We start from the raw sequence: 22235 nt of genomic DNA, 5'->3' as shown, positions 1-22235 counted from the left end.
CTTGACAGGGTCAAGTTTACAAAGGAGTTTTTTAAATAAAATTATTTTTAGTAATTTAGAAAAAATTCTATTACTTTATATTAACACTTATTTTCATTATATTTTAGCATTTTAATCTTAATTTGTTATATTTAATTCTCCAATTCCCATTGTAATGTCAAATATATATTTATTTTCTCCTGATGTCTTTGCTCTAATATTAGAGTTTCCAAGTCCCGATTCTGTTTTTATATTTACTGGTGCATCTGAAGGAATTTTTATATTTGCACTTCCCATTCCACCTTCAAATTTTAAATTTCCATTAATATCTCCTAATGATATATTAACATCTCCAACTCCACCTTTAATATCTATTTCTCCTGTCCTTTCATTTGTATAGATGTCAACTGAACCAACTCCACTTGATAAATCTAACTTGTTGAAGGAGATATTTTCTATTAATAATTCTCCAACTCCACCTTTAATATCAATATCATTAACTTTCAAATCTTTAATATTATATTCTCCAACGCCAAAAGAAAATTCTATATCCTTGTTATAAGAATTAGGAATCTTTATTTCTAAATTGCTTGCATTATTAGTATTAATATTTATATTAAAAGCCTTTTTAGCCTTTTCACTAATAACTAATTTATTAGAATTTTTACTTACTGTTACCCCTCTTGATAAATTCCCGAGAGTTCCTGATATTTCTATATCATTACCTTCATAATTTATTATAGTTACATTACTTACTTCTATTTCTATATCAATTTTATCTATTCCTTCTATTGTGTGAGTTATAATTAATCCTGTCATAAATTTTTGAATAATACACACTTTCCTATATTATAAGTTTGTCATATCTTATAACTTTACTTGTCACAAAGCGTATTATATATAATATAAACTGTCATAAATGTTACAATATTAATACTCTTTTCAATTATTATAAGATGCAAAATACTTTGTTTAACCTTCAAAATATTAAATAATAAATTATGTGAATAAATATAAAAAAGGCTGGAGTATTTATTTCTTCTCCAACCTTTTTAAGCAGAATTTTTTCTAATGTACATACAAAATAATCATATACTAATTATCACTTATATACTTTTCACGCTCTTATCAATAATTCCTTCTAATTTCATCAATTGCGTTTTTAAATTCAACATTTTTCCTTAAGCTACTTAAAGAAATCCCCAATAGTAATGCAATCTTTTTATAAGTAACTTTTTCACCTATCATAGAAAACTCTTTAATTATTTCATTTGCTTGCTCAACTAATTGTTGTGTTCTATTAGTAATAACCTTATTATTATGTTCCTTAACTTTGCTTGATACTAACTTTTCTATTGTCTCCTTTTCTAACCCTAACTGGCTTCTACTTAATTCCAGATCTTTATGAACTTTATTATAGACTAATAAATCATCTAATAACTTTTTTTGTTCAAAGTATATTTCCACTTTATTCATAATCTTCTCTTTATTAATTATCTTTCTTTTTTCATACTGTTTTATCACTGCATCCCTCATAATATCTTTTAACCCATGATCGTATATTTTATTATCTGTACACTTTAAATCTTTTGAAAGATTTTTTAAATTTATATCTTTATCAATCTGAATATAATATTCAAGAATATCCTGGAACCTTTTCTTAAACTGTTCCTTTCTAGCATTAAAACATGAATCTTTTTTAAAGAACATATTCTTTTCAAATATTAAATAATCCTGTACTTCTTTTATATTCATATAATAATAAAATTCACATGAACTCCATCTAAAATATTTGTATGCATTTCTTCTCATTGGTCCCATCAATTCATATAAATAACTAAAATAACTTATAATATCATTGGGTATGTTTTTCGGCTTATATTTTTCTGATAGCTCCTCATTTAATAATTTATAGTTATCAGCATATCCTATGGCATTTTTTATAATATATCTGTCAATTTTATATTTTCGTGATATCTTCTCTACCATATCATGTGAATTTAAGCTTGGTAATACTTTATTCCATAATAAATCTATAAATCCACCTATATTCTCCCAATCACCTGTATTTTTATTATATCCATATTTATTAAAACATTCTTTACATATAGAGAATGAATAATGATTTTTAATGCCCTTACGAGAATGTATTCTAGTCAAAGATTTATTACTTTTATAACTATTACACCAGGGTGCTAAGCATACACCTAGAGCTTTATTTTCGAATTTACTTCTATAAACCTCAAGTGAATTAATATAGCTTTCTGGTATACTTATACTAAGTAACCTATCTAAACTAATATTAAAATTTCTTGATAGCCTAAGAATCATTTTTAAACTCATACATTTTCCACCACTTAAGTCATAGATAAATCTAAGATAATCTGTCATTTCACCACTCTCAAAAAAGGATATACTACCTCTATCAAATATCTCTTCCATACCTTGTGACACATAAAATGATGCCATAACCAAAAACTTCTCCCTACTATATCCATATAAATCATTATTTATTGAAAATTTTTCACTTAACAAAAACGACCAGTCATCAATAATTTTTAGTTGTTCGTTTATTTCATTTTGATCCTTTATTACTGGTTCTAATTGTATAGATATATCACTTCCACATTTGTAACATGAAAATGTACTTAAAGCACTAGATATATAAGGTTGCTTAGTTCCACATAAAGAACAGCATGACTGAAGCTTTGTGAAGTGAATACTACATATATTAACTTCCTTTATCTGCCACACCAACTTGTAATATCGATTTTCTCTTAAGCAACTAATACAATAACGTCTTTTATTCTTCACAATTTCATCACTTACAGTACTTCTTTTTAATAATCTCTCTTCAAGGGTACTATTAAAATAAAACTGATTAAATAAATTTGAAAATGTCATTTTTAATATTGATTCTTCATCTACTCCTAATAAACTAGTCAAATTTGATATACTAACTATTTTTTCTGGTGAGTCATCTAAAGAATATACATAGCCACTTTTAATTCCTAGATACGCCATTACACTCCAAAATTTTGTACAATTTACTTCTGAGATTCTCATAATATATCCTGAAAATGTTTCTCCCTCTTGTGGTTTAGGACGAATTGTAAACTTTTGATTCATATATTATCACCTTATTCCTATACTAATAACATTAGTATAGGAAAATAGCTTAAAATTATTATATATATTTCAAAATGATAATATAATTATTAATAATAAAAATAGAATATTTAAATTAAGTAAATCTTATTAAGTGGTACATTCAAAAGGACAGTAAATAGGTTTATTTTCACACAAGCCTCTTTACTGTCCTAAATTAATTTATTATGTTGACTAACTTTATTAGTTATATACGCTGTAATTTCTGGATATCTTCTCCATAATATATTTCTTTGTACTCCTATATATTTATATAAATTTTCAGTCTTAATATAACAAGTATTATTTTCTTCAATAAACAATTCTATTTTTTCTTTTATAATTTCTCTATTTTTCTGTATAACATTATTCTTCTGTTTAACTTTGTAATCTGCTATTAACTTATTACATTTCCAATATCGAATTGTTTCTGGAGATACATTTAATATAGTACATACTTTCTTTAAAGTAATTGGTATATCATTTTTTAATAATTCTTCTAACACTTCAAGGACCCTTTTACTCTTCTCACCTATCGTAACTTCTGTATTCCGTACAACTTTTTTAGTGATAATGGCACTCATTACATCTTTATGGAATCTATATAGTAGGTATTCTCTATAACCTTTCCAACATTTTAAACTCATTATTTCCTTTAAACTCTTTCCTTCTTCTATCTCTTTAATAAATATATTTATTAAATCATCTTTCAATACAATTGTTTTCTTATTTTTCAAGAACATACCTCTAATATTAAAATATGCTAGTAGCCTTTTTAGTTTCTCTTCAGATATACAACTCTTATATGCAAGGTTTTCTAATGATATATTATAATCCCATGTGCTGCTTAGACGATTAAACCCGTCAATAAATGATGTCCTTTCAATTAAATTCTCACTTTCATCATATGCATATTCACAGCCACATTCTGGACAGTACATATAATATAATAGAGTACTATTATCAACTAGATTTTTATAGTTTGTACTAGTTTTAGTTAAAGCACCATTAATTTTATAATTTTTGCACCAAGGAGCTACACAACAAGTCTTTGCTAATTTAATTTGTTTTTTTTCTTTAATTGAAACTATAAATTTTCTAGGTACTTGTAAATTCAAAAAATCTTCAATAGTAATTTTATTTTCGAATAATATTTTAATAATAGTTGATATATGTAGTGTTCTTTTAGTTTTAGTAGTTCCCCTTGCATATTGCAAAAGCGTAGGTAGTAAAAACTCCCCATTACTACTCGTTTTAACCCTTTCTCTATTAAAAAAATCTCTTTTCTCATTTAAGATATATAAAATTTTATAAGCTATTTCTTGTGAATTCATTTTGTTATATTCACCATATATCAACTTACTCCAACCTTCGTATAAATAAGTTTGATATAAAAAATAATTGCTATCTAATATTTCTTTTTCAATATTTACTGAAAGCTCTTTCCTACAATTACTACATATCCCTAAACTAATTATCTTATCATAATCAATTTTATGATTACAATGAGGACAACTATCTAAAAGTTTAATCTTATGTTTATTACAAATTTTTATTTCTTCAACTTCACCAGTATCCGAAAATCTTTCCATAAGTTTATAAAAAGTATTTTTCAATAAAAAATCTATGTTAAATCCCACTAATACTTCAAGCGCATTATAATTTAAATGTTTAAACGGTATTTTATCTATAATATCTATTTCACTAAATTGTATATAGTCACTATCTATTTCTTTTATACTATTTAGTAGCGGTAATAAACTTATTCCATTCTTCTCAGAAAGCCTTATAAAGTAACTAATAAGTGATTCATCTTTAAATGGTTTAAATCTAACAGTTAATTTATCTGCCATACTCAAAAACTACTCCTATCATTAATTTAAGTAAATAGCCTTCTCAAACTCATTCATGTCTATATCTCCTACTATATTCTTATATGCTGTATATATAGTATCAACATTAAGCTTTGCTTTAGAAATATCATCAAAGTCTTTATCAAATACCCCCAACAATCTATATGCTTCCTGAATTGTTCTAGTAATTATAGAAACAACACCTTTACTCATGCTATAAAAAAGTTGTGGTAATTGGGTATCTAAATCACCCAGTCCGATATATTCTACTGGATTTATTTGTTTTTCTAAACTATTTAGAAATATACAAAATTCATCATCCATTTTATTAAATCTTTCTAATTCTATTTTTGGGAAACGCCTAAAGTATTGAAAATTTAGCTTTCTCAAATTATCTACTGGAGGTGTACCTATACATACAAGAGAAACTTTCGCTACATTTCCAATATGTTTAATAGCATCCATTGCCTCTTGAAGTTTAATATATCTACTATTTAATACATAATCCATTTCATCTAAAATTAACATTTCAACCTGTTGTTTTTCAAGCAACGTAAATGCCTGCCTCTTTACGTCACCTATAGATGGCCTATATGCAATTTGAGGAGCACCAAGAGCTCTTATTATAGATTGATATAATTCTAGTATAGTAAATGGATTAGGAAGTTCTAAATAAACTACAGGTTTAATATCGTACTCTACAGCATCATCTATCTTCACATATCCTTTATTCATCTCCGTATATTTCTTTATCATTTTAGTTTTACCGACACCTGATTGGCCTATAATAAATAAATTAGATTGACTTTCTGTTCTTCCATTAAATTCACCTAAACATCTCATTGATGACAACATATCATATATTCTTTCTAACCTTGGATAATCTACATAAATATTAGCTACTCTTTCTGCAAAATCTTTTGCTTCTTTTAAATTATGCATTTATTGTTTCTTCCTTTCCAATTCTGCCCTTTTAGCTATTAAAACAATATCTTCAATCTTCGTATTGCTTTCATTTTGTTTAGCACCACTATTATCTATTTTTATATCAAAATTTGTTCTCTGTGATAGCTTTCGTACACTTCTGTTTATTTTATATTTGTCAGTAATACTTTTTTGTAACTTAACCATTGCTCTCGCTACGATATCTGTATCAAATACCCCATTTTTCTTTTTAATACCCTCCTCTTTAATAAGATCAAGAGCCTTTTTATATGTATATCTATTAACATTAATTAATGTATCGTATGCTGGGTTTACAGCTCTTAGCTCTATATATTTATTTAACTTTGGGTGTAATATATATATCTTAGAAATATCATCAATATCATATTTAATTTTATACTTCTTATCCCTTCCCCCCATAAATTGTGAGAATTCAGGAGATTTGTAAATTACATTTTCTAATCTTACACCATCTCTAGTATATGGTCTCATGTCAGTAGCCATTAATTCAGTTTTATAAAAAGCTTCATCACTTTTACTAATAAATTCTGGATATCCAACTTTCTTTATTCCCTCAATATATCTAACTAATGGTATATTTTCATATTTAGGAAGTCCCCTATGCTCAGAGCAATGATAAATATCTGTTATATAAATTGTTAGAAGTTCTTTAATATCATCTAATGTCAATGCTGCCATCTTTTCTGGCTCGTATTCCCCCAGTTGTCTAAAATTGCTTTTTCTTGTTCCATCAAGCCTATGTATTAATCCTTCATTTATAGTTCCAAATAATCGTTCAATTACTGCTCCATATCTCGGAGTTCTCACAGGTCTATATTTTACATGAGATTTAAGCGTATCATTTATCATTCTTTTCACTTCTGTACTGGTGAAATCAGTACCGTTATCTAAAAAAATTGTATTTGGTATCCCAAATATATCCCACTTATTATTAGTATCATATTTTTTATTATTCTTAATGAATACACCATTTTCAATGGCTTTTCTTACTCTATTTATTGAAGGAGGTTCAAATGATATATACATACACCAAACCATTCTGCTATATACATCTATCCCCAATGTTATCCAAGGCCTTCCAATAACGTATCCAGTATTAATATCCATAATATCCATATCAAGTTGAGTGTGATCAATCTCTACAATATGTAATGGATACATGGCATCTTGATTAGAGAATCCTCTTTCAATATCATCATATATTGCTGCTGCTTCCTTTGAATTTCTAAGGCGTGATTTTAACTGAGGGTTAATTCTATCAAGTAATTTATATATAGTAATCATTTTAGGTGGATTAATATTTTTTACAAAACATTTTATACATATAGAATCATATATATTCTTTTTATTAACTTGCTTTGTTGTAAGATATTCTCTTGAAATTACATCTTCTATAATAGGAATATAGACACTATCGATTCTAACATCTATGGTATCTAAAATAATACTTGGATTTTTGGGGTTAAATATATTTAAAGTTTTATTATCACTCCTATTTAAATAACCAGTTCCACTTCTTGGTACCAAACCCTCAACTCCACTTTTTTCTTTTATATTTTCAGCTTTTTTATATGCAGCTAGATATCTCTTTATTGTTCTAACTGAAATGTTATTCTTTTTAGATATTCTATTAATAAGTTCTTCCTGGTTTAATCGTGATAAATCCTCATTTTTATCTGTAAGGTCACTATAATGTTCTCTAAACTCATAAATAGCTCTAACATTTCCTTCTTTTATAGTTTTAAGAACAATTAAAGGTTTTATTATATCCATTCTTTTATAAACAATATTTTTTTTATCATCTTCCAATACTTCAAATGATCTATTATAACTATCAGATGTGAAATTGATGTATTCCGGAGAATTTTCGTTGCTTAATGAAGCATTTGAAACAAGTTCCGAAAAATCTACCCTTATTGAAACACCATCTGTATCTACTCTTTTGATAAATACATTAGGGGGATCTATAGATACCACTATATATCTTATTCCCAAGTATATAACTTCTGAATTGATTTTAAGCCTTTTAATTCTCATTATTTGTTACCTCTTTTAAATAATTAAAATAATCTATCTCTCTATAAAAACTAATATTGCTGAATTCTGATATTGGTGTTTCAATATCAGTAAAAATACTTCCAGTAGCTATTAAATGATATACTAAAGGAAGCAACATTAATCTATCAATTTCATCTGAAAAACTATTAAGCAATTCATTTATTGTTGTACCCTTCATATTTTCTAATCTTACCAACAAAGAAGGAATCAAATTAATATACTCATATCTTTGTTTCATAAATCCAATAAGAAACTTAATATTATTTATTAATTCAATGGGCAATAATTTTGGATAAATAACATTATACTCCCATCCATTTTGTTCAGAATATTTACGGCAGTTTGTATTTATAATTCTAGTTTTATCTGTAATCTTGCTTTGAGGTTCTTTAACTTGATATAATATTGGTTTCATATTCTCTCTAAAAACTAATACGTCTGGAACATGAATCCAGCTTTTTTTAATGCCATTTTTATCATTGTATTTAATATCTATTTCAATAGGTTGGACGTAGTATCTGAAAGTTTTTCTATCTAACTCTAAAATTGTATAAAGTATAAATTCATTTATAGATTCATATTCTATACTTCTATTCATTTTATTACTATAAAAAGTTCCTATTATGTGTGGTAACGTCTTGCTTGATTTATTATTTACTTTTCTTTTAGCCTTAAACTCTATGTCATATTTATCCCATGAAAAATTGTCTAAACTCATAAATATCTATTAATATCTCCTTTAATTAATATATTTAATAGTTTTCACAAATTCCAATATAACTAAACGTATTTTATATAAACTTATTTAAATACTTTGCTCTATTTTCTATAAATAATAATTATATTTCTTTAGTACAACTAGATTGTTTACCTTACATTATATAATTTATAGTTAAGAAGAAAAATCACTGTTGAATCCACTCTTTAAAAACTAATTATTAGAGTTAGATAAAAAAAATCCCCCAATCACAGACATAAAAAGCTTATCGGTGATTGGGGGAGATCTTTATAAATTAATTTCTTTATTTTCAATTCTTTTTATTAAGTCTTTAATCTTTTCTTCTATTGTTTTGGCTATTTTTATGAATTCCTCATCGCTTTTTCCAGTTGGGTCATCTAATCCCCAATCTTCTTCATGTTTTGAAGGTAAGAATGGACAAACAACATTACAACCCATTTTTATAGCAATATCTATCTCTGGTAAATCCTGAATTAATTTAGATTTTTGAGTTTCATTCATATTTACATTATATAAATCTTTTATTATTCTAACAGCATCTTGATTTATTTGTGGTTTTGTTTCTGTTCCAGCAGAATAAGAATCAAATACGCCTTCTGCAAATAATTTCCCTAACGCTTCCGCCATTTGTGATCTACAAGAATTGTGTACACATATAAAAGCTATCCTTGGTTTCATAATTTTATCCTCCTAAAAAGTAAATTAATTTTTATTTATATTTTATCAATGTATTTTTATAGTAATTCAAGTAATTCATTACCTTTTATATCTTCTGCCCTCCATGGAATTACAGCAAAATTTCCATTAGAGTGTTTATTAATATTATTAATCCACTCTATTTCATTACTTGCCTTTGCTGCAAGAACCTTATTTGTTGTACCTGTCTGATATAATGATGAATTTATAACCCAACTTTTTGTTGCGATATTTGCACGTTTTAAATCTTCTTCAAGACGCATTGCTTCATAAACTGGAGTAGCTTCTGCAAGAGTAATTATAATTACCTCTGTTTCACCTGTGTTACGAAGTCTTGGCAATAATTTTTTAGCAGACTCAGGAACATCCCCTTGTGATCTCTTTATTTCTTGATTATAGCTTTGTGTAGAGTCAAGTAAAAGTAATGTATGTCCTGTTGGTGCAGTATCAATAACTACAACTTCATTTTCAGCTTTCTCTACAACCTCTGCGAAAGCTCTAAACACTGCAATTTCTTGTGTACATGGAGATCTTAAATCTTCCTCAATGTAAGCAATATCTTCTTCAGACATACTTTCTCTTGCTTTAGAAAGCACTTCTTCTTGATACTTTTTAAGTTCAGATTTTTCATCTATGTGACTCATAGTAATTCCTTCATTTTCCTCTATTACAAACTTTAAGTGAGCTGCTGGATCAGTAGTTGTTAAGTGTACTTTTTTACCTTTTTTAGATAATCCTAAAGCAATTGCAGCTGCAATTGTAGTTTTTCCAACACCACCTTTTCCCATAGTGAAAATTACTTTCTTATTAGTTTTATAAAGATCTTCGATAACATCCTTAAGATGAGGAATTGTGTCTGCATTTAACTTTTCATTACTAATAATATAGTTATCCTTAGTAAGCAATGATCTTACATTATCAACTCCAGTGATATTGTAAGCTCTATAAGGTATCATATAAGTAGTAATTCCTCTTAATTCTTTAGGTATTTCAGTAATTGCCTTTTGTTGTTTTTCAAAAAGACTCTTAGAAATATTATCATCATATTCTGTTAATACCCCATTTATAACTAGTAACTGATTGTTCACACCAATTTCTGCAAGTTCTTTTGATGCTCTAGCTGCTTCATTTAAAGGTGCTGCTTCTGGGCGTGAAACAAGAATAAGAGTTGTCATATTACCATCTGCCAAAATTTCTACAGCCTTTTTATATATTTCTTTTTTACTCTCTAGCCCAGAAAGCTGACCTAAACAAGAAGCTCCGTGGGTATTTTCATCCATAAAATTACTCCATGCGGAAGGTAATTGTAACATTCTAAGTGTATGTCCTGTTGGCGCAGTATCAAATATAATATAATCATATTCTTTCTGTATCTTTTCATCAGTTATGAAATTTGAGAATTCATTAAATGCAGCAATTTCAACAGTACAAGAACCTGAAAGCTGCTCCTCCATATTATTCAATACAATCTCTGGCAATTTTCCACGATAGGGACCAATTACACTTTCCCTATATTCAGCTGCCGCCTGTATTGGATCAAGGTTAGCCACAACAAGATTTGGTACTTCATTTATAGGAACAGCCTTATTTGTAAGTTCCATATTAAAAACATCCTGTAAGTTTGATGCAGGATCTGTGCTGATTAAAATTACTTTTTTACCACTATCTGCAAGGCTCACTGCAGTAGCACAAGCAGTTGATGTCTTTCCTACCCCCCCCTTGCCTGTATAAAATAAATATTTAGTAAGCTCCATATTTTCTGGGTTAAAAATCTCCATAATTATTTCCTCCGATTCTTAATTATATAGCAGGGAGAAAACATATTACTCCCTGCCTTTTAAAACCTTTATAACCATTAGTTTGTTATCATTAACAACATTTTCCTCCAGAACAACCACAACTATTTGATTTTTTCAAAGTAGTTTTTACAGCCTTTGGTTGCTCACCTGAAATATTTACTGAAACTCCAAGAAGATTTTTAAATTCTTCGTTAGTTGGATATCTACCTGCTATAACAATTTCACCATCTAAAACTGTAATTGGTAATTCATCTATCCCTTTTGTATTTATAAAGTTATTTACTTCTTTGTTATTTACAAACTCTTGTGGTGAACTTGAAAGATTATAACGTTCTACTTCAACACCATTTTTCTTTAGAGTATTAAGAATAGTAGATATTCTTAGAAGTTCAGGGTCAACACCTACACCACAAAGACCTGTTGAACAGCACATAGCTGGCTCATATATAGACATTTTTTTCATATTAATATCTCTCCTTTTTATTTATTATTTATTTTTGGTTCTGGGAACCAATGCTTTGTTTTATTCGCTATTTTCACAAGAATTAACATTACTGGCACTTCAGTTAATACCCCTACAGTGGTTGCAAGAGCTGCTGGTGAAGTTGTCCCAAACAGAGCTATTGCTACAGCAACTGAAAGCTCAAAGAAGTTAGAAGCTCCAATCATTCCAGCAGGAGCTGCAATATTGTGTGGCAGTTTAAGCCATTTACATGGCAAGTATGAAATAAAGAAAATTAAGAAAGTTTGAATAGTTAATGGCACTGCAATAAGTAGAATATGCAATGGATTATTAAGGAAAACTTCACCTTGGAATGCAAATAATAATATTAGTGTAAGTAATAAACCTATAGTAGTTGCATTATCAAATTTAGGTAAAAATTCCTTTTCAAAATATTCTAATCCTCTTTTTTTAGTTACTGACATCCTTGTAAGGATACCACCTACTAAAGGAATAACAACAAATAATACTACTGATAAAATTAATGTATCCCATGGAACTGATACATTACTAACTCCAAGTAGGAATTTAACAATTGGTACAAAGCCAACAAGAATAATTAAATCATTTGTGGCTACTTGTACTACTGTATAGGCAGGATCACCTTTAGTTAATGTACTCCATACAAATACCATTGCAGTACAAGGTGCTGCACCAAGAAGCACTGCTCCAGCTAAATATTCCTTTGCAAGATCTGGTGTAATAAAGTTTTTAAAAACTACATATAAGAAAAATGATGCTATAGCATACATTGTAAAAGGCTTAATAAGCCAGTTTGCAGTCCATGTTACATATAATCCCTTAGGGTTCTTTCTCACATTTTTAATACTTTTAAAATCTACCTTCATCATCATTGGATAAATCATTATCCATATTAATATAGCCGTTGGTATAGACACTTTTGCATATTCAAATTTGTTTAAAAATGCAGGTACACCCGGTAGGAATTTTCCGATAAGCACCCCTACTACCATACAAAGTGCTACCCAAACTGTTAAATATTTTTGAAAAAATCCAATACCTTCTGTTTTTTCTTTATTCATTTAGATCTCTCTCCTTTAATTTTATTATTTAATGCAATCACATAATCCTTGTGCTTTACATTTTTTATACTCTTGATAATCTTCATTATAAGATGGAAGTTCTTTAAGTTTTCTTTCAATATAAATCCAAAGTTCTTTGTTTTCCTCTATAAAATTTTTATCTATTTTATAATAATTCCATTGAGCCTTTTTATAACTTTCAAGTATTCCACTTTTCTTTAAAGCTGTTAAATGACGCGAAACATTAGATTGAGTCATTTTCAAACATGCTTCAATTTCGCAAACACACATTTCATCTTCAAGTAGCATAGATAGTATACGTAATCTGCTTTCTTCTGATAAAGCCTTAAAAATTTCCACCATTTAAGTTACCTCCTTATACTTATATGAGCATATACTCATATACTATGTTTTCATTAGCCATTTGTTACAATGCCTAGCGAAATAATGTTATTTTTTAATCTGTTCCATCTGATAAAATTAAGTTATTTTCAGTAATTTCATTAACAGAAGCATCAGTTAAAACTCGATCTTTTACATAAACTGATATATCTCTATCTAATCCTGGTGTAACTTGTGGTAATCTTTCAATGAAAGTTACTTCAATACCTAATTTTTTTAAATTTTCACAAACCTCAAGACCAATAAATCCTGTACCTACAATTGCAGCATGTTTTGGCTTTTTAAAATTTATAAAGTTTTTAATTTTATTCATATCATTAATGTTTCTTAAGGCAAAACATAATTTTTATTAGTACCTTTTATTGGAGGTATATTAACTCTAGCCCTTTTGCAATAACTAATTTATCATAAGAATAATTAAATATTTCTTCAGTTACAAGATTTCTAATAATCAAAACTTTTTTATTTAGCTTAATAAAAAGAAAATTATATAATGAATGAATATTTACGTTATATTTACTTTTGAAAAAATCAGGATCTCTTGAAGTTAATTTATCAGCATTTTAAATTTCTCCTCCAATATAATAAGGCATGCCGCAGTCAGAGTAAGATATAAAATTGTCTTTAGCATAACATTCTCGTTGTTTCTTATTATTTTAGTAGCAGCAGATCTTCCAGCTACAACAGCACCAATTATTAAAATTCTCATATTAAGTCTCATTCTATTATCTACAGTTACAGCTCTTGTCACTATAATTATTAGCATCGGATGATTCCATAATTTTTATTAAAAAATCATAAATTCCTTTGTATCCATCCTTGTTAATAGAATAATAATTCCATTTTCCTTCTTTACGGCAATTAACAATTCCAGAATCGCATAATATTTTCATGTGATGTGATAATGTTGATTGAGAAATATTTAAATCCTCTAAAATTGTACATGCACATTTTTCCCCATCTAATATCATTTCAACTATCATAAGACGGTTAGGATCGGAAAAAACTTTAAACACTTTAGCCATTTCATTATATTTATTTTCCATTTCATCACCTCAGATCGATACTTATCAATATATTTATAATATAATACACATTTATACTTGTCAATGTGTTTTTTGTTAAATTAAGTTAAATATTAATACTAATACTATATTGCTTATTTTAATCTCTTTTTATCTCAGTTTATTTTCTAAGATAGTTTTTTATCTATTTTTAAATTATCTACTATTATTTTATATAATTTTTCTTTATAATACCAAAACAGGAGATTTATAACTTAGTTTTAGGCTTTCTATTTAGATCATTACTTATGCAAATCCCATATCTTTAAGCTTTTCAATGTACTTCGATATTTTTGGTTGAGACTCTTCTTATAATATACCTTGTAATTGGCAAACACACAGTTCTATTTTAACAAAAATAATAGTGATTAAAATCAAACATTTAATCACTCTATTATTAACTATTATTTTAAATTATATCTATATAAAAATTGAATTATGGATTAGTTACTTTACATATTGATTGATTAATGAATAAATTGGATACTGCTTAAACATACTTTTATTTTCTTCACTTTGTTTACTAATAATCTTTTTCGCCTCAATTATCTTTCCTAATAATATTAATGCTCCTGCCTTAATAGACCAATCATCAAAATAATTTTCAATAATATTTTCAAGTTCCTTAATTTCAGCATCATTTAACGATTCCTTACGCCTTTTTATTTGAAGATAATTCATTCTATAATTAACATCATTTTCTGATTTACTACATAACCACTCACTTACCTGTACAGCTAATTTATATAAGTCTTCATGCTTACCAATATTCATATCATATGCCCTTATAATCTCTAACAACAAATAATTAACACTTATCTGATATTCATATCCTGTATCATATTTTATAATATCTTCAAATATATTTTCACAAACAAAATTTGAGCAAGTAAGATCATTAGCTTTTAATAATAGATATTTACTTATTTCTTGCTTTTCTCCAAGCTTATTATCTGCAAAAATCTTATATCCATAACAATCTTTTCTAGAAAAAAAGTTACTTGCCAATAGATTTCCATTATCATTTTCTTCAAAAAATAGAATTTTAATATTTGCAATTTTAATATATTTAAGAAGGCGACCATCGTTTTTGAATTTATGATTAGTCACTTTATTTATACCCAGTATAAAATCAATCTTCCAACCTTCTTCACTAGATATACTATCTAATTCTAAATCTTCATTTACATTTAGTGAATCTAATATATATTTTAATTCTTTAAGAGTATCTAAATTTAATAATAATTTTTCAATTTCATCATCTACCTCATATTTTAAAGGAATTTTTATTCCATCTATCGTGAAACCCTTTTCCTTAATTGCATCAGAAAAAAAGTTACCATCCTTAATCCTTTCACTTAATGTCCCCAATGACTTAATGTTTAATTTAATACTAAAACCATTATTTATATTTTCTTCAATCTCTATTAATAATGCTCTACCAAATTTAATATATTTTTGGCCATTTTCCCATACCACTTTTGCTTTATCATAATAAATTTTATCTTCAATTCCTATTTCATGTGTAGCTTCCTCTGTAATAACTCCATTGGTAAAACGATCCATTGGAATTTTAATGTTTAATCCTTTAGGTTTAGCATATAAATAAATCGGCATAGTTGTTAATGCCTTAAATACATTTTCTGGTTTTGTATTAACCAAAGAACATGAAAAAGAATAATTTTCAATTGATTCTAAGGAATTATCCCAATCATCAAAATATAATTTTTCTCTATCTACTGTTCCTACTTGTTTATTTCTATTATGTATAAAATTCAAAAAAAGATTTGCTAATCCATCTTCATCTAAAGGCATTTTTTCTAACCTTACTTTTTTAGATTTATGATTTCCCATTTTTTTAAGTAATCTTTCTATATCCAAAGGGAGTAACTCGTTAAAGTAAACTTGCACATCATATTTTTCTGTTATTTGAACTACAAAAAAGATTGATCCACCTTCACTATTATAAGCATTAAGATCATTCTTCTCAATCTTATAAAAAATATGCCCTTCTTTAATTTCTTTAACTTTTGTTCCTTTTACTTGTATTGGTACTCTTCCAATAAGCGAATCCTTAGGATGATTTGGATTTTTATTACCATATACATACACAAATCCATCCCACGCTGGTGTCTTATCATTTTCATCAACATATGGTGATAAATAAGCATTACGTGATATTAGAGTCCTAATTGCATTAGTTGCTTCTAGTTCTATGTTCAATATACTCCCCCCTATAAATAATTATTTTTATTCTACTTGATATTACATTCAAAGATTTCTTTGTAATGTTAAGTTTTTGAAAATATACTCTTTGTTTATAATAATTTTTAAGTAATTCATACTTTTATTATACAACACATGTGAATAATTTCCATTAATTAATACAATCTATTCTTAGCGTAAAATAAAAAGAAAACCAGGCTTTAATCCTGATTTTCTCTTTATCTTTTTTAAAAATTTTAGCAGTATTTAGTAGCAATATTGGTGTCAATGATAATTATCACACCTATTGTAGGTTTTTAAAAAAGTTGTATCAAAATATCTATATTTTGGCACATTTCCACTTAAACTAAAGAATAATATTTTGAAAAAAGTTATATCAAAATATTATTCTTTTTGTTTTTGCCTCTATTTATTTTTATAAAAAAGTTATATCGAAACTTTTGATTTATTGTAAAATCAAAAGTGAGTTAGGCAAAAAATTCATAAGTTTACCTGGTCGTTAGTTGTTCCATTTTAAAACCTATTTTATCTAATATCTCTACGACCTCTTTTTTATCCATTTTTAAACATCTCAAAGCTCTTATTTTGCTATTTAAGAAGAATGAATAACTATAAATCTATAATTATTTCATTGATAATCCTTTATCTATTGCATTCTGAATTATTTGATGGCAACATTTTCCTAAGGGATTATTCTTTTGGCACTGTGGATTACTCATTGCTCCAGTTATACTTAAAACATCTTTCATATTAGTGGCACCATCTTTTATTACTGCATTTATAACTTGTTCTTCTGTTACTTTACTGCAATAACAAACATATTTAGGATTGGCTTCTTTCTTAAACCACATAGGAACTTTCAATTGTTCTTTACTAAATATAATATTAGATTCTGTATTATAGTAAGAAATATCACATTCATCGTTCATACACAAATAATAATCATTGCCTCCAACCTTTTCTGTTAACTCATCAATCACTATATGCTTTACTGTAATCTTTTTTACAAGTGTACCTTCTTCTTTGCATACAGGACATAAATTGCTTTTCTCAACAACCATTCAAATCTACTCCCTCTATATATCCTCATAATATCTTACAATTACAAATTAACTTTATTATACATCAAATGGATAATATTAACTATGAGTAATGTATATAATTTTCAACACTGTCATTTAACATAGCCATATTTTTATATAATCTTATTATTACTCAATTTAAGTATTATTAATTTAATTCATTCTGAATCAAATTTCCAACTATATCAGCAAATCTTTCTGATGATTTAATTCTGACAAAATTATGTCCGTATATCATTTTTGTTTATTTCATAATTCTTATTTATAGCTTATTATAATTGTTGTTAATTTGCTTAAAATAAAAAAGAATAAAAGATTAAAACGCCAATAAAGATATTATTAAATCTCAATTAGCGTTTGAAATCAATATATTATTTAATTTTGGGTATTTTCATCAACTATGATTTTACTATTATAAATCTTTAACATTCAATGCTCTGAAAGCATTTAATACTGCAATTATAGTTACTCCAACATCAGCAAATATGGCTGCCCACATTGTAGTTATTCCGAGAGCACTTAAAATAAGAACAATTATTTTTATTCCAATTGCAAATACTATATTTTGTTGTGCAATCTTTAGTGTTTTTTTAGAAATCTTCATTGCTGTAGCAATTTTAGAAGGTTCATCAGTCATAATAACAATATCAGCAGCTTCAATAGCAGCATCAGAACCTAGTCCTCCCATTGCTATTCCAATATCAGCACGAGCTAGAACAGGAGCATCATTTATTCCATCTCCTACAAAAGCAAGCTTACCTTTTACAGACTTTTGTGAGAATAATTCCTCTAATTTATCAACTTTATCTCCAGGTAATAATTCAGCATATACCTTATCAAGTCCAAGTTCCTTACCAACCTTTGAACCAACACTTTTATTATCACCTGTTAACATTACTGTTTGTTTAATATTAGCAGCCTTTAATTCTTTAATTGCTTGTGCTGAATCTCCCTTTATTTCATCAGCAATAACAATATATCCGGCATATAATCCATCAATTGCTACATGAACTACAGTACCAATCAACTCTCCTTGGAAATATGGTATATTCATCTTTTTCATAAGTTTAATGTTACCTGCTAAAACCTTTTTTCCATTAACTGTTGCGCTAACACCATGTCCTGATATTTCCTCAACATCTGAAATACTCCCATTATCGATTTCTTTTCCATAAGCACGTTTTAGTGAAATAGAAATTGGATGGTTTGAATAGCTTTCTGCATATGCAGTTAATTCTAATAACTCATCATTAGAAACATCCCCTATTGGGTTAATCTCTTGTACATTGAATACACCTTTTGTTAGTGTTCCAGTTTTATCAAAAACAACAATTTCAGTTTCTGCTAGTGCTTCTAAATAGTTACTACCTTTCACTAAGATTCCTTTTCTGGAAGCTCCACCTATTCCACCGAAGAAACTTAAAGGAATTGATATAACTAGAGCACAAGGACAAGAAACAACAAGGAATGATAGAGCTCTATATATCCAATCACCAAAAGTTGCTCCTTCTATAACAAGCGGAGGTATAATAGCAAGAAAAACTGCAATAATAACAACTACTGGCGTATAGTATCTAGCAAATTTAGTTATAAATTGTTCTGAATTAGATTTTTTACTGCTTGCATTTTCTACTAAATCAAGAATCTTACTTACAGTAGATTCTTCAAATTCTTTGGTAACTTCTGCAGTAATAACTCCATTTATATTAATACATCCACTTAAAATCTCATTTCCTACTTCTACTTCACGAGGAACTGATTCTCCAGTAAGTGCAGATGTATCAACCATCGAACTTCCTTCAATAACCTTGCCATCTAGAGGAATTTTTTCTCCTGCTTTAATTACTATAATATCTCCGATTTTCACTTCATCTGGATCAGTTTTAACAAGCTCATCGCCTTTTTTAACATTTGCATAATCAGGTCTAATATCCATAAGATCTGCAATTGATTTTCTGGATTTATCAACTGCATAGCTTTGAAATAACTCACCTATTTGATAAAACAGCATAACTGCAACACCTTCTGGATATTCACCAATTAAAAGTGCACCAATTGTTGCAATAGTCATTAAAAAGCTTTCATCAAAAACCTTACCTCTAAAAATATTCTTTACAGCTTTTTGTACAACATCGCCACCTACAATAACATAGCTGACCATAAATAAAGCAATATTTAACCATTCAATATTTAAATTAATAATCATTGCTGCAGCAAAGACTATTGCACCGATAATTATTTTCCAAAGACGTTTTTTCATACTTAACAACTCCTTTAAGCTTTTTTCATAACTGTATCAGGTTCAATATCTTTTACGATTTTTTCTGCTGATTTTATAATTTCAGTCATCTTTTCATCTTCTGCTTCAATAACAAGTTTTGTTGTTACAAAGTTAACTGTTGCTTCCTTTACTCCATCAAGTTTATTAATTGCCTTCTCCATTTTTGCTGCACAATTCGCACATTCTAACCCTTCAAGTCTAAATTTCTTTTTCATAATTACATCCTCCTAAATATTATTTGTAATTTTCTTATTAATATAGGTAATTTTCAATTCATCTATAAATTTTATTTCTTAAATGAACACTTGAACAAGTGTTCATTCTTAAATTCAAAAAAATTATATATTTTTATTTTTATCTTTTTTATTCTGAAAAATTTATATCTTAAATATTATAAATAGAGCGATATTATCTTTAATAATACAGCTTTATTAAGCTTTTTTCATAACTGTATCAGGTTCAATATCCTTTACGATTTTTTCTGCTGCTTGTACAATTCCTGCCATCTTATCATCTTCTGCTTCAATAACAAGTTTTGTTGTTAAAAAGTTAACCGTTACTTCCTTTACTCCATCAAGTTCATTAATTGCCTTTTCCATCTTTGCTGCACAATTTGCACATTCTAATCCTTCAAGTCTAAATTTCTTTTTCATAATTTCATCCTCCTAAATATTCTTAATAATTTTTTACATTTTTTAAATAATTTTAAACTTTGCTTAAAGATTTTATATTTACATTAATAATTAAATCTATGTTCATATTTCTCGCTTAATTTTTTTATAAAATCTTATTAGTTCTCATTTACATGCGTTAACCCTTGATCAAATATTACTTTTATATGCTCATCATCCAAAGAGTAATATACTATTTTGCCATCTCTCCTATTTTTTACTAAGTTGGCTTGTTTTAATACTCTTAGTTGATGTGATATTGCTGATTGTGTCATATTAAGCAAAACTGCTATATCACAAACGCACATTTCAGCTTCATCTAAAGCCCATAATATTCTAATTCTTGTTGAATCTCCAAATACTTTAAAAAATTCTGCTAAGTCATAAAGTGTTTCTTCCTTAGGCATTTTATCTTTCACTCTAGTTACAACATCCTCATGAATAACATCACAGTTACATTTTTCAATTGGATTTAATTTTTTAGTCATACTGTCACCTCATTTCACAGAATATTGTATGAACGATTGAATAATCATTCATTTGTATAATTCTATTATATTTTCAATTTATTCATGAGTCAATATTTTGTAAGTTATAATTCAATTATTTTTAATAATTATTTAATAAAAGACTTTTTGATTAATTAAATAATATATTAAAGGTCCCATTTTCATACATAATCATGATACCTAGAGCTATAAATACAATTGGAACAATAATTCTTTCAAACTTTTCTATTGCTTCTGATATATATTTAAAGGATGCTAACTTGTAACTAATATAGCATAATACTGCTACCAAAATATAAAAGGTAATTAAAGTAACTACTAATTCACTAATATTTAAAGTGGTAAAATACGGTATATACACTCCAAGGTTGTCCCCACTAGCAGCTAATGAAATAAAAGTGACACTAAAAAATAACTTGCTAAACTTTCCTGCAGATTCGACAATTTCATCTCCTTCATCATCTTCTTCATCTTTAAACAATGCTTTAAAACCTAGATACATTGGAATTAATCCAAGTAAACCAATCCATTGTTGTGGAATAAAGGTTAATCCAAATGCTCCTAATAAGCTAATTACAATTAAAATTGTAAACCCTACATATTGTCCTAAGATAATGTCTTTAAGACTATCTTTCTTCATTTCTGCAAATAGTATTAATAATATAAATATATTATCAATACTTGTTGCTATATATGCAATTATGGATGATATAATGGTTACAAGCAATTTCATCAACTTCCTTTCTTTATAAATTTGATTTACTTTTAGTTCTACCTTTATTAGTATTTATATAATTCATTTGAACACATGAATAATCATTCATATGTTATATTTTTATTATACTCTTCCTTATTTATATGTCAATAGTCACATGAATAATTGCTCATATATTTTTATTCAAAATAATATATAAATAAAAAATCCTTTTAATTTTTTATAGAAAATTATCACTTAAAAGCTAAATATGTTCCAAATCTATTCTCCATTTCACTAAATGGCGCTATAACTCTTATATCTTTATACGCTTGTATAAAACTTATATTATTAGCTATTGTTTTATAAATTTCTTTTTCTGTTACAATTCCCTAGGATATTTCTCTTCTCTCCCAATACAGACGTTCAATTTTAAACTTTTCTATTATTCTTTTATCTAATAAATCATCTTTTGATTTATTAGTTCTTGCAACCGTAACCGCCATAGCCATCAAGCTTACTTA

At 27.3% G+C, this 22235-nt stretch carries 22 protein-coding genes; all 22 read right to left on the bottom strand.

Translation table 11 applies throughout. From position 1 onward, the window contains the following. Positions 1–117: 117 nt before the first annotated feature. Complete coding sequence (locus AAT22_RS09985) at positions 118–798, bottom strand: DUF4097 family beta strand repeat-containing protein (RefSeq protein ID WP_242849806.1); 681 nt, start codon at positions 796–798, stop codon at positions 118–120. A gap of 309 nt (positions 799–1107) precedes the next feature. Beyond that, positions 1108–3108 (bottom strand): TniQ family protein, encoded by a 2001-nt coding sequence (locus AAT22_RS09980; RefSeq protein WP_047001089.1) that lies wholly within the window; start codon positions 3106–3108, stop codon positions 1108–1110. 191 nt (positions 3109–3299) lie between these two features. Then, entirely contained in the window at positions 3300–4979 is a 1680-nt protein-coding gene (locus tag AAT22_RS09975; protein ID WP_047001088.1) for a hypothetical protein, read from the bottom strand. A gap of 21 nt (positions 4980–5000) precedes the next feature. Continuing rightward, positions 5001–5921 (bottom strand): TniB family NTP-binding protein, encoded by a 921-nt coding sequence (locus tag AAT22_RS09970; protein WP_047001087.1) that lies wholly within the window; start codon positions 5919–5921, stop codon positions 5001–5003. Next, the gene (locus AAT22_RS09965; protein ID WP_047001086.1) at positions 5922–7982 is read right to left on the bottom strand and encodes a Mu transposase C-terminal domain-containing protein; all 2061 of its coding nucleotides are present in this window, start codon (positions 7980–7982) and stop codon (positions 5922–5924) included. After that, complete coding sequence (locus AAT22_RS09960) at positions 7972–8721, bottom strand: heteromeric transposase endonuclease subunit TnsA (RefSeq protein ID WP_047001085.1); 750 nt, start codon at positions 8719–8721, stop codon at positions 7972–7974. Before AAT22_RS09960 ends, AAT22_RS09965 begins: the two co-directional genes overlap by 11 nt. A 288-nt stretch (positions 8722–9009) precedes the next feature. Continuing rightward, positions 9010–9420: a low molecular weight phosphatase family protein gene (locus AAT22_RS09955; RefSeq protein WP_047001084.1), complete on the bottom strand. Its 411-nt coding sequence runs from the start codon at positions 9418–9420 to the stop codon at positions 9010–9012. Positions 9421–9476: 56 nt separating this feature from the next. Continuing rightward, positions 9477–11216, bottom strand: a complete 1740-nt coding sequence (arsA, locus tag AAT22_RS09950; protein ID WP_047001083.1) for an arsenical pump-driving ATPase — start codon at positions 11214–11216, stop codon at positions 9477–9479. Between the two features lie 91 nt (positions 11217–11307). Then, positions 11308–11700: an arsenite efflux transporter metallochaperone ArsD gene (gene arsD, locus AAT22_RS09945; RefSeq protein ID WP_047001082.1), complete on the bottom strand. Its 393-nt coding sequence runs from the start codon at positions 11698–11700 to the stop codon at positions 11308–11310. 17 nt (positions 11701–11717) lie between these two features. Beyond that, positions 11718–12782: an ACR3 family arsenite efflux transporter gene (arsB, locus tag AAT22_RS09940; protein ID WP_047001081.1), complete on the bottom strand. Its 1065-nt coding sequence runs from the start codon at positions 12780–12782 to the stop codon at positions 11718–11720. A gap of 24 nt (positions 12783–12806) precedes the next feature. Beyond that, positions 12807–13145 carry a metalloregulator ArsR/SmtB family transcription factor gene (locus AAT22_RS09935; protein WP_047001080.1) on the bottom strand — a complete coding sequence of 113 codons (339 nt, stop codon included), beginning with the start codon at positions 13143–13145 and terminating at the stop codon, positions 12807–12809. Between the two features lie 94 nt (positions 13146–13239). Continuing rightward, a complete protein-coding gene (locus AAT22_RS19425) occupies positions 13240–13506 on the bottom strand; it encodes an FAD-dependent oxidoreductase (protein ID WP_278279832.1) in 267 nt (88 codons plus the stop codon). 225 nt (positions 13507–13731) lie between these two features. Continuing rightward, positions 13732–13905 carry a hypothetical protein gene (locus tag AAT22_RS19420; protein ID WP_242849805.1) on the bottom strand — a complete coding sequence of 58 codons (174 nt, stop codon included), beginning with the start codon at positions 13903–13905 and terminating at the stop codon, positions 13732–13734. Positions 13906–13909: 4 nt separating this feature from the next. Then, positions 13910–14230, bottom strand: coding sequence for a metalloregulator ArsR/SmtB family transcription factor (locus AAT22_RS09925; RefSeq protein WP_047001079.1), 321 nt, complete (start codon positions 14228–14230; stop codon positions 13910–13912). 465 nt (positions 14231–14695) lie between these two features. Beyond that, positions 14696–16471, bottom strand: coding sequence for a hypothetical protein (locus tag AAT22_RS09920; protein ID WP_047001078.1), 1776 nt, complete (start codon positions 16469–16471; stop codon positions 14696–14698). A 626-nt stretch (positions 16472–17097) separates the two neighbouring features. After that, complete coding sequence (locus tag AAT22_RS09915; protein WP_047001077.1) at positions 17098–17535, bottom strand: Csac_0668 family 2Fe-2S cluster-binding (seleno)protein; 438 nt, start codon at positions 17533–17535, stop codon at positions 17098–17100. A gap of 433 nt (positions 17536–17968) precedes the next feature. Continuing rightward, a complete protein-coding gene (locus AAT22_RS09910; protein WP_047001076.1) occupies positions 17969–19816 on the bottom strand; it encodes a heavy metal translocating P-type ATPase in 1848 nt (615 codons plus the stop codon). Between the two features lie 14 nt (positions 19817–19830). Beyond that, positions 19831–20052, bottom strand: coding sequence for a cation transporter (locus AAT22_RS09905; protein WP_047001075.1), 222 nt, complete (start codon positions 20050–20052; stop codon positions 19831–19833). 216 nt (positions 20053–20268) lie between these two features. Beyond that, positions 20269–20490: a cation transporter gene (locus tag AAT22_RS09900; RefSeq protein WP_047001074.1), complete on the bottom strand. Its 222-nt coding sequence runs from the start codon at positions 20488–20490 to the stop codon at positions 20269–20271. Between the two features lie 137 nt (positions 20491–20627). After that, complete coding sequence (locus tag AAT22_RS09895) at positions 20628–20996, bottom strand: metalloregulator ArsR/SmtB family transcription factor (protein WP_047001073.1); 369 nt, start codon at positions 20994–20996, stop codon at positions 20628–20630. A 151-nt stretch (positions 20997–21147) separates the two neighbouring features. Next, complete coding sequence (locus AAT22_RS09890) at positions 21148–21750, bottom strand: CadD family cadmium resistance transporter (protein WP_156174310.1); 603 nt, start codon at positions 21748–21750, stop codon at positions 21148–21150. 353 nt (positions 21751–22103) lie between these two features. After that, on the bottom strand, positions 22104–22217 hold the full coding sequence (locus AAT22_RS19070) for a TnsA endonuclease N-terminal domain-containing protein (RefSeq protein ID WP_172655012.1): 114 nt from the start codon (positions 22215–22217) through the stop codon (positions 22104–22106). Between the last annotated feature and the right edge of the window lie 18 nt (positions 22218–22235).

The organism is Clostridium sp. C8 (assembly GCF_001010885.1).
GTDB classification, from domain to species: Bacteria; Bacillota; Clostridia; order Clostridiales; family Clostridiaceae; genus Clostridium; species Clostridium sartagoforme.
Note: the sequence above shows the minus strand (reverse complement) of the source record. Positions and strands in the feature narration are given on the sequence as shown.